13 protein-coding genes are annotated in these 13,041 nt (G+C 67.3%); 4 read left to right on the plus strand and 9 right to left on the minus strand.

Translation table 11 applies throughout. The annotated features are described in order from the left end of the window. Positions 1–24: 24 nt before the first annotated feature. Positions 25–1,023 carry an NAD(P)H-quinone oxidoreductase gene (locus J0I42_RS10750; protein ID WP_291654820.1) on the minus strand — a complete coding sequence of 333 codons (999 nt, stop codon included), beginning with the start codon at positions 1,021–1,023 and terminating at the stop codon, positions 25–27. Positions 1,024–1,113: 90 nt separating this feature from the next. On the opposite strand from J0I42_RS10750, the gene J0I42_RS10755 reads away from it, so the two are divergent. Both J0I42_RS10755 and rcdA read left to right on the plus strand, forming a co-directional pair. Continuing rightward, complete coding sequence (locus J0I42_RS10755) at positions 1,114–1,314, plus strand: DUF1192 domain-containing protein (RefSeq protein WP_291654821.1); 201 nt, start codon at positions 1,114–1,116, stop codon at positions 1,312–1,314. Between the two features lie 359 nt (positions 1,315–1,673). Further along, complete coding sequence (gene rcdA, locus J0I42_RS10760; RefSeq protein ID WP_291654822.1) at positions 1,674–2,204, plus strand: protease adaptor protein RcdA; 531 nt, start codon at positions 1,674–1,676, stop codon at positions 2,202–2,204. A 220-nt stretch (positions 2,205–2,424) separates the two neighbouring features. Here rcdA and rpmE read toward each other — a convergent pair whose 3' ends face one another. After that, on the minus strand, positions 2,425–2,661 hold the full coding sequence (rpmE, locus tag J0I42_RS10765; protein ID WP_291654823.1) for a 50S ribosomal protein L31: 237 nt from the start codon (positions 2,659–2,661) through the stop codon (positions 2,425–2,427). A 250-nt stretch (positions 2,662–2,911) separates the two neighbouring features. Here rpmE and J0I42_RS10770 point away from each other — a divergent pair, with 250 nt between their 5' ends. Next, positions 2,912–4,708, plus strand: coding sequence for an ABC transporter transmembrane domain-containing protein (locus tag J0I42_RS10770; RefSeq protein ID WP_465247673.1), 1,797 nt, complete (start codon positions 2,912–2,914; stop codon positions 4,706–4,708). 6 nt (positions 4,709–4,714) lie between these two features. On the opposite strand, the gene J0I42_RS10775 is transcribed toward J0I42_RS10770, so the two are convergent. From J0I42_RS10775 to J0I42_RS10805, 7 genes are all read right to left on the minus strand, one after another. Next, on the minus strand, positions 4,715–5,038 hold the full coding sequence (locus J0I42_RS10775; RefSeq protein WP_291654825.1) for a c-type cytochrome: 324 nt from the start codon (positions 5,036–5,038) through the stop codon (positions 4,715–4,717). Between the two features lie 3 nt (positions 5,039–5,041). Next, positions 5,042–6,061: a peptidoglycan -binding protein gene (locus J0I42_RS10780; protein WP_291654826.1), complete on the minus strand. Its 1,020-nt coding sequence runs from the start codon at positions 6,059–6,061 to the stop codon at positions 5,042–5,044. A 29-nt stretch (positions 6,062–6,090) separates the two neighbouring features. Further along, positions 6,091–7,101 (minus strand): flagellar motor protein MotA, encoded by a 1,011-nt coding sequence (locus J0I42_RS10785; protein ID WP_291654827.1) that lies wholly within the window; start codon positions 7,099–7,101, stop codon positions 6,091–6,093. A 97-nt stretch (positions 7,102–7,198) separates the two neighbouring features. Then, entirely contained in the window at positions 7,199–7,990 is a 792-nt protein-coding gene (locus tag J0I42_RS10790) for an inositol monophosphatase family protein (protein WP_291654828.1), read from the minus strand. A gap of 93 nt (positions 7,991–8,083) precedes the next feature. Next, positions 8,084–9,004: a tetratricopeptide repeat protein gene (locus J0I42_RS10795; RefSeq protein WP_291654829.1), complete on the minus strand. Its 921-nt coding sequence runs from the start codon at positions 9,002–9,004 to the stop codon at positions 8,084–8,086. Then, positions 9,001–9,654 carry a thiamine phosphate synthase gene (locus tag J0I42_RS10800; RefSeq protein WP_291654830.1) on the minus strand — a complete coding sequence of 218 codons (654 nt, stop codon included), beginning with the start codon at positions 9,652–9,654 and terminating at the stop codon, positions 9,001–9,003. The genes J0I42_RS10795 and J0I42_RS10800 overlap by 4 nt, the downstream gene beginning before the upstream one ends. Next, positions 9,651–10,805 carry a benzoate/H(+) symporter BenE family transporter gene (locus J0I42_RS10805; RefSeq protein ID WP_291654831.1) on the minus strand — a complete coding sequence of 385 codons (1,155 nt, stop codon included), beginning with the start codon at positions 10,803–10,805 and terminating at the stop codon, positions 9,651–9,653. The genes J0I42_RS10800 and J0I42_RS10805 overlap by 4 nt, the downstream gene beginning before the upstream one ends. Positions 10,806–11,005: 200 nt before the next feature. Between J0I42_RS10805 and J0I42_RS10810 the strand changes: the two genes are divergently transcribed. Next, a complete protein-coding gene (locus J0I42_RS10810; RefSeq protein ID WP_465247674.1) occupies positions 11,006–13,006 on the plus strand; it encodes a PhoX family protein in 2,001 nt (666 codons plus the stop codon). Positions 13,007–13,041 lie beyond the last annotated feature (35 nt).

Consider the following 13,041-nt stretch of genomic DNA (forward strand, 5'->3'; position numbering starts at 1 on the left):
GCTTCGCCGAGAGAAGATGGTTGTTCACACCGTCAGTACGATCTTGCCGATATGGGCGCTGGATTCCATCAGACGATGGGCCTGCGCCGCCTGCACCAGCGGGAAGGTCGAGTGGATCAGTGGCTTGCAGCGCCCGGCCTCCAGCAGCGGCCAGACCTTGGCGTGCAGCTCCGCGGCGATGGCGGCCTTCTCGGGCACGGTACGCGGGCGCAAGGTCGAGCCGGTATGGATCAGGCGCTTAAATATGAGACGGCTGAAATTGACCGTGGCCTTGGGGCCGTTGAGGAAGGCGATCTGGACGATGCGGCCCTGATCGGCAGCCAGTTCGTAATTGCGGTCGATATAGTCGCCGCCGACCATGTCGAGGATCAGGTCGGTGCCGCGCCCGCCGGTCATGGCCTTGCCCGCCGTGACGAAATCCTCGGTGCGGTAGTTGATGGCGTGGTCGGCGCCGAGCTCGAGGCAGGCGGCGCATTTCTCGTCGGAGCCGGCGGTGGCGATGACGGTGGCGCCGAATGCCTTGGCGAGCTGGATCGCCGTGGTGCCGATGCCCGACGAGCCGCCATGGACGAGGAAGCTCTCCCCCTCCTGAAGGCGGCCGCGCTGGAAGACATTGGTCCAGACGGTGAAGAAGGTCTCGGGGATCGCCCCGGCCTCGGTGAGCGTCAGGCCCTTGGGGGCGGGTAGGGCATTGCTCTCGTCGACGACCGCATACTCGGCATAGCCGCCGCCGGCGACGAGGGCACAGACGGCCGCGCCCACCGGAAAGCGACTGGCGCCTTCACCCTGCGCCACCACCGTGCCGGCGAATTCGAGGCCGGGTATGTCGGAGGCGCCGGGCGGCGGATTGTAGCCGCCCTGACGCTGCAGGACGTCGGGACGATTGACGCCGGCTGCCGCGATGGCGACGAGGATCTGGCCGGGGCCGGGCTTCGGTACCGGACGTGTCTCCGGCCTGAGGACTTCCGGGCCGCCGGGTGCCGCCATGCCGATCGCCGTCATCGTCTCGGGAATGGTCGTCATGGTTTCCTCCTCGATTGGTGCGTCGCAGCGTGACTGCGTTCGAAACTTGGGTAGCGTGCCGCGCGCAGTTTGAGCAGATGCGAGGCCGCCATGTCGATATTCCCGGAGGACGATCGCCCCAAGCCGAAGAGCGTGCATGAGATCGGGCAGGATCTTTCGATGCTGTCGCTGGCCGAGATCGACGAGCGCATCGCGGCGCTCAAGGCCGAGATCGAACGCCTGATCGAGACGCGGGCGCGCAAGGATGCCTCGCGCTCGGCGGCGGATGCGTTCTTCCGCAAGCCGGCCTGAAAAAGCGTCAAAAAGAAACGCCCGTTTACCGGGCGTTAATGATTCCAAAGTATGAATCGCATCATCCAGTTTGTCTGGATGTCGAGTGGCTCCTGCCCACTCTGTTTGACGCCTCCCTGTTGACCTTCGAGCCGCCCTTGGCGGCTCTTTTTTTGTCTGCGCCGTTCCCTTGCGTCGGCCGGTCGGCTCAATCTTGTGGAGCCGCCTGCCTTGTTGTCGCCACAGCGGTTTAGCCTCGTTAAGGTTAACAGCACCTTACCGGCGCTGGAAACCATGATCGGCGCTATCCTTGCGACATCGGCGAGCATATCCGTGCCGCGTTCCAGAGGCGCACGGGTTTGTGCCGATGGGAGACACCAATGAACGACGCCCAGTTGCTCGATCCGCAGACGGAAGAGGGCGCGATTTCCTTTGCACGGGGCTTCGTGCGCTCCGAGGCCTTCATGCTGCTGTTTCGCGAGGGAATGGGACTGGTCGAGCAGACGGCCGGCTATCTCGATGGCGACGGGCGCAAGGATGCCGCCGCGCTGCCGCGTGATGCCTCGCTGACCTATGCCACCGAAAGCATGCGCCTGACGACGCGCCTGATGCAGATCGCCTCCTGGCTGCTGGTCCAGCGAGCCGTCGCCGAAGGCGAACTCACCGCCGAGCAGGCCCGCACCGAGCACAACAAGGTCAAGATGGGCGACCCGATGCCGGCCCCGGCCGCACATGTCGTGGCGCAACTGCCCGAGCGGCTGCGCGACCTGATGGCGCATTCCTTCCGCCTGCAGGAGCGCATCCGCCATCTCGAGGGCCAGATGTCCGGTGCTGCGCCTGTCCGCGCGAGCGTAAACCCCGTGTTGAACCAGCTCGCCAGTCTGGAAGCACGGCTGGGTTTCGGGCGGTAAGCGGCCTTCTCGAAAAGACAGCCGTCATGCCCGGGCGAAGCCCGGCGAAGGCCCGAGAATCTCATGGCGAGAGGGCGCTGGTTTGCGAGCTGCCCGGGTCAAGGCCCGGGCATGACGGCAAGAATGTCAAACCAGCAAGAAAGCCCAAAACGAAAAACCCGGCCGCGAGGCCGGGTTTCTTGTAGGAGATCAATGACGGCGGCGCCCGAGCGCCGCAACATCACTTCTTGCCGAGGGCGCCGATGCTGCTGAAGCGCGAGTTGAAGCGCGAGACGCGGCCGCCGCGGTCCATCAGTTGCTGGGTGCCGCCGGTCCAGGCCGGGTGGGTCTTGGGGTCGATGTCAAGGTTCAGCGTGTCGCCTTCCTTGCCGTAGGTCGAACGGGTGGCATATTCGGTGCCATCGGTCATGACGACCTTGATGGTGTGATAGTCGGGATGGATGCCAGCCTTGGCCATGACGAAATCCTCGGAGCTACAAAAACGGGCGCATCGACAAGCAGGCGAGCCTGCCCGGCCCGTCGAAAGAATTCGGATGAGCCTGTCGTGAAGTCGCGTGCACATATCGCAGCCGGCGCCCTAGCGCAAGCGCAACGCGCCTTTCGGGGCCTGCCCTGCGGCGTTGCGTCGTTTGCCAAGCTCGCCCCGATCGGCTTCACGGGGGCAGATTTGACAATGTTCCAAAGAGTGCGCGTGACGCGCGCGCGAGATGCAGGAGGCCCGGCGCGTGGCCGAAGCTGAGAAGAACGACAAGAAGGCGCGGCCCGATTTCCGCTCGCTCGCGGCCTTTTGGCCTTATGCGCGGGCGCAGAAGCGTCGGATCGCACTCGCTCTGGTGGCGCTCGTGGTCGCCTCGCTGGCGACATTGGCGCTGCCGCTGGCGGTGCGCCGCGTCATCGATGTCGGTTTCGCCGGCGGCGAGCGTCAGCTCGCCAACAGCTATTTCATCCTGCTGATCGGCGTCGTCGCCGTGCTGGCGCTGGCGAGTTCGGCGCGTTTCTATCTCGTCATGACGGTTGGCGAACGCATCGTCGCGTCGCTCCGCGCCGACGTCTTCCGCCACCTCACCCGGCTGGAGCCGGCCTTCTTCGATTCGAGCCGGGCGGGCGATCTCGTCTCGCGGTTGACCGCCGATACCACGCAGATCAAGTCGACCTTCGCCTCGACCGCCTCGATCGCACTGCGCAATGCCATCATGACGCTGGGGGCGCTCGCGATGATGGTGGCGACGAGTCCGCGGCTCTCCGCGATCGTCATCGGCGTCATTCCGCTGATCGTGATTCCGCTGGTCCTGTCCGGCCGTTCCGTCAGGCGGCGCTCGCGGGCAGCGCAAGACCGGCTCGCCGACGCCTCGGCCTTCGCGGCCGAGGCTGTCGGTGCCATCCGTACGATGCAGTCCTTCGGCGCCGCGCGCCAGACCTCGGCGCGATTCGAGGCGGCCTCCGACGACGCCTATGCCGCGTCGCGGGAGGCGACAGCCTCGCGTGCGTTGCTTTCGGGCGTCGCGATCTTCCTGGTCAGTGCCAGCGTGGTCTGCGTCCTCTGGACGGGAGCGACCGAGGTCTTCGACGGACGGATGAGCGGCGGGCGACTCTCGCAGTTCATCCTCTATGCGGTGCTGGCGGCAAGCTCGCTCGGGCAGCTCTCCGAAGTCTATGGCGATATCAGTGCTGCCGCGGGCGCTTCGAGCCGGCTCGGCGAGATCCTGGCGCTGAAGCCCGCCATCGTCGCGCCGCCGCATCCGAAATCGATGCCGGCGCCCTCGCTCGGCGAACTCGCTTTCGAAAACGTCTCCTTCAGCTATCCCGGTCGCGTCGGGCCGGCGTTGTCGGACCTCAGCTTCGCGGTCCGGCCCGGCGAGCGGATCGCGCTGGTCGGGCCTTCAGGCGCCGGCAAGAGCACGGTGCTGCAACTGGCGCTGCGCTTCTACGATCCACAGGACGGGCGCGTCGTCGTCGACGGGGTCGCGGGACCGGAGGCCGATCCGGAAACGTGGCGCGAGCGCTTCGCGCTGGTACCGCAGGAGCCGACGGTGTTCGGCGTCTCGGTGCGCGACAACATCGCCTATGGCCGCCCCGGCGCCTCGCAAGAGGAGGTCGAGGCTGCGGCGAAACTCGCGGCGGCGGACGAGTTCATTCGCGCCCTGCCTAATGGCTACGAGACCGTCGTGGGCGAGCGCGGCGTGACGCTTTCGGGCGGGCAGCGCCAGCGTCTCGTCATCGCGCGAGCGATCCTGAAGGATGCGCCGATCCTGCTGCTCGACGAAGCCACCTCGGCTCTCGATTCCGAAAGCGAGCGGGCCGTGCAGGATGCACTCGATCGCCTGATGCAGGGCCGGACCACGCTGGTGGTGGCGCATCGGCTGGCGACCATCCTCTCGGCCGACCGCATCCTCGTCATGGAAGACGGGCGCATCGTCGAGGAAGGCAGCCATGCGGAGCTCAAGGCGCAGGGCGGTCTCTATGCCCGGCTGGCGGCGCTGCAGTTCGGGCTGGAGACGGCCTGAGCCGTCTCAGCGCGGCGGCAGGGCAGCATAGTAGGCTGCGAGCGCGGCGATCTCCTGCGCTGACATCAGGCGCGCCATGTAGCGCATCTCCTTGTGCTGGCGCTTGCCCGAGCGGAACGCCATCATCTGATTGTAGAGATACCGCTCGTTCTGCCCCGCCAGATGCGGCACTTCGGTGTCGCGGGCGATGCCGTCGACGCCATGGCAGGCGGCGCATTCCTCAATCGTGGACGTTCGCGGCTCGGCCGAGGCGGGGCTGGTCGCAAGCAACGCACCGATAGCGAGCAGCGGCGCGCCCATCGAGAGCCGGGGAAGGGGCCTGCGGGGCATGCGTCAGCGTTCCGTGATCTTGAATTCGATGCGGCGGTTGCGGCGGTGCGCCTCGTCCGTGTTGGCGACGTCGAGGGGCTGGTATTCGCCGAAGCCGGTCGCCGCGACGCGGTCCGTCGGCAGGCCGCGCGAGATCAGGTACTCGACCACGGCGATGGCGCGGGCCGAGGACAGATACCAGTTCGAGGGGAACTGGGCCGACTTGATCGGACGGTTATCGGTGTGGCCGTCGACGCGCAGGATCCAGGGCAGGTCCGGCGGCATCTCGTTGCCGAGATCGAGCAGGATGGTCGCGAGCTTGTCGAGCTCGCCCTTGCCCTCGGGCTTCAGCACGGCCTGGCCGGCGTCGAAGAAGACCTCGGACTGGAAGACGAAGCGGTCGCCGACGACGCGGATGTCAGGCCGCGTGCCGAGCACCTGCCGCAGCCGCCCGAAGAAGTCCGAACGGTAGCGGGCGAGTTCCTGCACGCGCTGGGCGAGAGCGACGTTGAGGCGCGAGCCGAGCTCTGAGATGCGGGCCTGCGAATCCTTGTCCTTGGCCTCGGAGGCGGCCAACGCCTCTTCCAGCGCGGCGAGCTGGCGGCGCATCGCCTGGATCTGCTGGTTGACGAGGTCGACGGTCGCCTGGGCGCGGGCCGAAAGCTGCTTCTCGGCGTCGAGCGCCTTCTGCGATTCTGCAAGCTGGGCGTTCGCGCTGCTGCCGGCTTGCGTGTCGATGAGGCCTTGCAGGCGGGTGCGTTCGCCCTGCGTCTGGGCAAGCGTCGACTGCATGAGCTGGAGGTTCTCCTGCGCCTGCCGGTTGGAGGAGCGCTCCAGAGCGAGCAGGTCGGTCAGCTCCGAAATCTGCTTGTTCAGGCGCTCCAGCGCCGTGTCCTTGCCGGTCAGTTCCTGCGACAGGAAGAACTGGCCGAGCACGAAGACGGTGAGCAGGAAGACGATGCCGATCAGCATCGTCGAGAGCGCGTCGACGAAGCCGGGCCAGAAATTGACGTCCTCGCGGCGATGGGCGCGGGAGAGGGCCATCCGTCAGGTTCCTATGGTGCCGAGCGGGATCATGGCTCGGTGACCTGGTCGGCAGTAAGGCGGTCGATCAGGCGCTTCAGGTCCTTCTCGCGGGCGGCCTGGGCCTCGACCCAGTCGCGGATCATCTGCTGTTCGGAGCGCATGTGCTGGACGAGGCCCTGGATGCCCTCGGCGAGATTCGAGAGAGCCTGGGTCGCGGCGCGGTTGTTGGAGGCGCCGTCGGCCATGGCGGCGCTGAGCTGCTCGAAACGGTCGGCGAGCGGGTTGCCGGTTGCCAGCAGTGTAGCGGGCGCCTCGGGCGTGCCGGTGCGGCTGCCGAGCCAGCTCTCGACCTCGTTGCGGAAGCGGCGCTGGGCCTGCCCGACCTGAAGGTCGAGGAAGCCGAGGATCAGGGAGCCGGCGATGCCGAAGAGCGAGGACGAGAAGGATAGACCCATGCCGGCGAGCGGGGCGGAAAGCCCCGCCTTCAATTCGTCGAAGAGCACGCCGGCCTCGGCACCGGTGCGCAGCGACTTGATGACGGTACCCACCGAGCCGACCGTGTCGAGCAGGCCCCAGAAGGTGCCGAGCAGGCCGAGGAAGACGAGCAGGCCGCTGAGATAACGCAGTACCTCGCGTCCATCGTCCAGCCTCACGGCGATCGATTCGAGCACCGATACGGCCTGGGCCGGAGCCAGCGTACCCCGCTCCAGCGCCGGCAGGACGGAGCCCATCGGAGCGATGACCTGGCCGCGGCGGACTTCTGCCGATGCCGGATCGACGGCGAGGCTGGTCGCGGCGCGCGCCTCGCTGTAGAGCCGCCAGAGCTCGCGCAGCGCGATCAGGCAGCCGACGAAGAGGGCACCCAGGATGAGGCCGTTCAGCCCCGGATTGGTCATGAAGGCCTGGACCAGCCCGGCCTGGAGGATGTAGCCGAGGAAGCCGATCAGGGCGAGGAAGAGGACCGCGCGGACGACATAGCGCAGCGGCCTGGAGAAGCGGACCTGCGTCCGCATCGGCGCGGCCGTTGCCGGTCTGGCCGCGAAATCCTCAATCGCCATGCGTCGTCTTCCGTTCGCCTCGGAGTGCGGGAGGACTGTCGCCTCCCACGCCGCCGGGATCAAGCACGAAAGAGCAACAGTTTTGAGGCTGTGGGCCTCAGGCGGCCGCGGTCTTGAGCGCCTGGCTGAGCGCGCGCTCGCCGGCCTCGTTGCCGCAGATGATGTCCTTCGCGCTGGTCATCGGCTTGCCGTCGAGCGTGCCGAAGGTGCCGCCGGCCTCGCGGATCAGCACGGCGCCGGCCGCGAAATCCCAGGTGTTGAGGCCGCGTTCCCAATAGGCGTCCATGCGGCCGGCGGCGACATAGGCGATGTCGAGCGCGGCCGAGCCCATGCGGCGGACATTGGCGAAGCGCGGCATCACGGCGGCGAGCTCGCGCAGAAACTGGCCGTGGCCGCCCTTGCCGATATGCGGGATGCCGGTGCCGATCAGCATGTCGGCCGGCTCGTTGCGGCCGGAGACGCGCAGGCGGCGGTTGTTGACGAAGGCGCCCTTGCCCTTCTCGGCCATGAACATCTCGTCCTTGGCAGCATCATAGATCACGCCGGCGATGAACTGGTTGTCGCGCTCCAGCGCGACCGAGATATTCCAGTGCGGGATGCCGCGCAGGAAGTTGTGGGTGCCGTCGAGCGGATCGATATGCCAGCGGTTGCTCTCGTCGGTGCCGTGGACGACGCCGCTCTCCTCCATGACGAAGCCGTAGCCGGGGCGGGCTTTCTCCAGCGATTCGCGCAGGATCTCCTCGGCCTTGTGATCGGCCTTCGAGACGAAGTCGCCCGGACCCTTGGCGAGCACCTGCAGGTTCTCGACCTCGCCGAAGTCGCGCTTCAGCGAGCGGGACGCCTTCATCACGGCGTCGGTCATCACGGTCATCAGGGGGGAGCGGATCATCGGAAACCTCTTGCGCGCCACAACGGCGCGGTGAGCCAGCGGCGCAAGCCTCGCGCCCGGCAAGAATTTAGTGAGCCGTCACTTGCGCGGGTCTCAGGGCGCCGTCAAGACGGCGCTGCTGATCCGGCTGGCAGCCATGCGGGCGGCGCGGGCCTGCTGCTCGGGCTTGAGGCGCTCGAACAGGTCGTCCAGCGCGTCGTCCTTGAGGCCCTGTGATCTGGCCGCAAGGTGCCAGGCAGCCGCCTCGATCGTGTCGGGCGCGATGCCGAGCCCGAACTGATAGAGCTTGGCGAGGCGGTTCTGGGCGATCGGGTTGCCCTGCCAGGCAGCGCGCCGGAACAGGCTCGCGGCAGCGGCCTCGTCCTTCTCCACGCCGGTGCCGTTGAACAGCATGATGGCGTATTCGACCTCCCCCGGCACGTTGCCGGCCGCCGATGCCTGCTTCATCCAGCGGGCGGCGACCTCCTCGCTCGCAGGCATGCCGCGGCCCTGCTTGGCCAGAACGCCGAGCGCATACATGGCGTCGCCGACCTGGGCCTTCGCCGCGATTTCGAGGCAGGCGACGGCGCGCTTGTCGTCTTCCTGCCGGTTTGCCGCGAGCAAAGCGATGGCGAGGTTGTAGTTGGCGGCGGGGTGGCCTGCGGCTGCCGCCTTTTCCAGCAGGGCCCCGGCGCGGGCAGCGTCGCGCTTGCCGCTCTTCTCGTCCAGAAGCTGCGTCGCGAGCGCAAAGGTAGCGTTGATGTCGCCTCGTGTCTCGGCGCGCTCGTACCACTCTGTCGCGATTTTCGGATCCGGTGCGACGCCCAGCCCCTGACGATAGAGCTCGCCGACCAAGGTCATTGCCGCGGCATCGGAGCTGTCGGCCTCGATGCGTATGAGCGCTTCGGCCAGCGCGCGCCGGTAGTGGCCGGCCTGATAGGCGCCATAGGCCATATCCGGCACCGGCGCCGCCTCGGCAGGGGCTGCGAGGAGGGCGCCGGAGAGCAGGACGAGCAGCCCGGCAAACAGCTTCATTGCGCTGCTTTCCGTGCAGCACAGGCGGCCGTCGCCTGGTTGGCCTGCTCGACCAGCGCGCGGATATCCTGTCCCTCCTCGAAGGCCCAGGCGCCTAGCGCGACGAATTCCGCGCCGGTCTCGACCAGTGCCGGGATGGATTCGGCATCGGGGGCATAGGCGACGCAGGGCGTCTCGAAGATTTCGGCCCACCAGCCGGCGCGCTCGACCACGGCTGCCAGCGGAGGCAGCGAGCCGTCCGGGCGGGGTTCTCCGAACATCACGTAGTCGACGCCGGCCTCGCCGGCATCCATGGCGTCATGGCGAGCGCGCAGGCCGCCGATGCCGATGATGCGCTCGCTCTTGAGGCTGGAGCGGGCCTCGGCAACTGCAGCCGGGCCGCCGGTGAGATGAACGCCATCAGCGCCGCCGCGCGTGGCGACGAGTGCGTTATCCTCGACGACGAGCGCGACATTGTTGGCCTGGACCGGACCGGCGAGGCGCTTGACGCGCTCGATCCTGCTGCGGTCGTCGCCGGGGGCGAGGCGCAGCAGTATGGCGGCGATGTCGCCGCCGGCCATGGCCTGCATCAGACGAAAGGCCATGGCCTCCGCATCCGTGACGGGAGGGGTGACGAGCATCAGGCGAGTGGGGGGGGATTGTGTGGTCATGATCGGCTGCGCAAACGGCCCGTAGCGAAGTCCAATGTCAAGACCGCAAGCCCGGCAACCAGACTCCAGAAGGCCGAGCCGATGCCGAAGAGCGAAAGGCTGGAGGCCGCGATCGCGAAGGTGACGACGGCTGCGAAGCGCTCCTTGTCGGAGGACATGGCCTGCCCGAGCGCGCCCGTCAGCGAGCCGATCAGGCCGAGGCCGGCGACGGCGACGATCAAGGCTTTCGGCAACGCGAGCAGCAGGGCGATCAGCAGGCCGGTGGAAGCGGCGACGACGAAATAGAACAAGCCATAGAGCACGCCGGCCTTCCAGCGCTGGGCCGGATCGGGATGAGTGTCGCCGCCGGTGCAGATCGAGGCCGATATCGCGGCCATGTTCGTCATATGCGCCCCGAACGGGGCGGTCAGCAGCGAGGTCAGGCCGGTGACGAACAGCGAGGGTGCGGTCGGCGGATTGTAGCCGGAGGCGCGCAGCACGGCGAAGCCCGGCAGGTTCTGGGCGGCCATGGTGACGAGATAGAGCGGGACGCCGATGCCGAGCATGGCGGGAATATCGAAGCGCGGCGTGACGAATTCGAGGCCGCTCAGCGTCATTGCGCCGGCAGGCCAGGCGCTGAGCCCGCCGAGGAAGCTGATTACGATGCCGGTTGCGAGCGCGGCGATGACGCCGAGAAAGGGATTGATGAGCCGCGCTACGAGGAAGACGGCGAGCAGCGGCAGGACGAGGCCGGGCGAGAGCCGCATCTCGTCGAAGACCGCGACGACGAAGCGGAAGATGACACCGGCGAGCATTGCTGCCGCAACCGGCATCGGGATGCGCTCGATCAGCCTGCCGAGCGGCCGGAAGGCGGCGGTCAGCATCATCAGGACGGCCGCGACCAGGAAGGCGCCGACGGCGGAAGCCATGTCGAAGCCGGTGACGGCTGCGATCAGGGCCGCGCCCGGCGTCGACCAGGCGCAGATCATCGGCATGCGGTACCGCCAGGACAGAAAGAGGCTGGAGGCACCGGTCGCGAGGCAGAGGGCCGCGATCCAGGAGATGGTCTGGCCGGGCGTCGCGCCCAGCGCCTGCGCGGCCTGCAGGATGACGGCGACGGAAGCTGTGAAGCCGACGAAGACCGCGACCAGGGCAGAAAAGACGATCGACATGGTACGGAAAGCCGGCTGGAACGAAAGCAAGCCAGCGTTGAACCAGAAAATGCGGGACACGGAAAGGGCGGCGGGCGCAAGGCCAGTCCTACGCGCGGGGCTTGCCCGGAGATGGGCTGCGGTTGGAAGAGCCTGTCATGCGGGTGTCAATGGCCGGGTCTAGCTGCGCATTATTCCAATCCGAAGTGGTGGGGACGGCCATGCGCGACGACGAATATGAATCCACTTTCGGCGCCAGCATGCTGGAGCATGAGGACGCGGAACCGCGGAATCCTACCGAAAACCCGACCATGGGCGAGCTGATCTCGCAGCGCTTCTCGCGGCGCGGTTTGCTGAAGGGTGCGCTCGCGGTCTCGGCGATCTCGGCGACGGTCGGAACGTTGGCGCTGGAGAGCGCCGCCGAAGCGCAGGCGCAGGGTGCCAAGTCCGCCTTCTCCTTCAAGGAAGTCGAGGTCGGCGTCGATGCCGACCACCATGTCGCCGATGGCTACGAGGCGCAGGTGCTGCTGCGCTGGGGCGACCCGCTGACGGCCGATGCGCCGGCTTTCGATCCGGCCAAGCAGAGCGCCGAGGCCCAGAGCAAGCAGTTCGGCTACAATAACGACTTCGTCGGCTATGTGCCGATGACGGGCGCTGCCGACCCGTCCGCGCATGGGCTGCTCTTCGTCAATCACGAGTACACCAACCCGCATCTGATGTTTCCGGGCGTCGTCGAGATGAAGGACGGCAAGCCTGTGATGAAGAACGCGACGCCGGAACGTTTCGCGATCGAGGCGATGGCCCATGGCGCGACGGTCGCGGAAATCCGCAAGACCGGCAGCCAATGGGCGCTGGTCAAGGATTCCAAATACAATCGCCGCATCACCGTCGCGACGCAGATGGAGCTTTCGGGGCCGGTCGCCGGCCATGAACGCGTACAGACCAAGGCCGATGCCAGCGGCCGCAAGGTGCTGGGCACGCTCAACAACTGCTCGGGCGCGCTGACGCCCTGGGGGACCTTCGTCTCGGGCGAGGAGAACTTCCACGGCTATTTCTCCGGCAAGCTGCCGGAGGGCCATCGCGAGGAAGCCAACTACAAGCGCCTCGCCGTGCCGTCCTCGCCCTACGCCTGGGGCCGCTTCGAGGAGCGTTTCGATCTTGCCAAGGAGCCGAACGAGGCCAATCGCTTCGGCTGGGTGATCGAGGTCGATCCGTTCGATCCGAACTCGGTGCCGAAGAAGCGTACCGCGCTCGGTCGCTTCAAGCACGAGGGCGCCGACATGATCGTCGCCAGGGACGGGCGCGTGGCGGTCTATCTCGGCGACGACGAGCGCTTCGACTATGTCTACAAGTTCGTCACCGCCGGCCGGTTCGACCCGAACAACCGCGCCAGCAATCTCGACCTGCTCGATGCCGGCACGCTCTATGTCGCCAAGTTCGCGGCGGACGGCACGCATGAATGGCTGCCGCTGGTCTTCGGGCAGGGACCGCTCACGGCCGCCAACGGCTTCCAGAACCAGGCCGACGTGCTGATCGAGGCGCGGCGTGCCGGCGACCTGCTCGGCGCGACCAAGATGGACCGGCCGGAGGACATCACGCCGAACCCGGTGACGGGGCGTGTCTACGTGATGCTCACCAACAATACGAGCCGCAAGGACGAGCAAGTCGACGCTGCCAATCCGCGCGCCAAGAACGCCTTCGGCCATATCATCGAGATCGCCGAGGCCGATGGCGACCACACGGCAACCAAGGGGCGCTGGGAGATCTTGCTGAAATGCGGCGATCCCAGCGTCGCGGCGGTAGGCGCCAGCTTCTCGACCGATACGACGAAGAACGGCTGGTTCGGCATGCCCGATAATGCCGTGGTCGATTCCGCGGGACGGCTCTGGGTCGCGACCGACGGCAACGGCATCGACGTGACCGGGCGCACCGACGGGCTCTGGGCGGTCGATACAGAGGGTGGCGCGCGGCGGACCTCGAAACTGTTCTATCGCGTGCCGCATGGCGCGGAGATGTGCGGCCCCTGCTTCACGCCGGACGACACCACCGCCTTCGTCGCCGTGCAGCATCCCGGCGATGACGGCCCGGACTGGCCGGAATTCGGCCGCCGCTCCTATTACGAGGACCTCTCCACCCGCTGGCCGGATTTCAAACCGGACATGCCGGTGCGACCCTCCGTGGTGGCGATCACCAAGAAGGGTGGCGGCAAGATCGGGGTTTGAGGCGCCACCATTCACGAAAAAGAAGAGCCGCCGGA

The sequence above is a fragment of the Allobosea sp. genome (assembly GCF_017308015.1).
Lineage (GTDB): Bacteria > Pseudomonadota > Alphaproteobacteria > Rhizobiales > Beijerinckiaceae > Allobosea.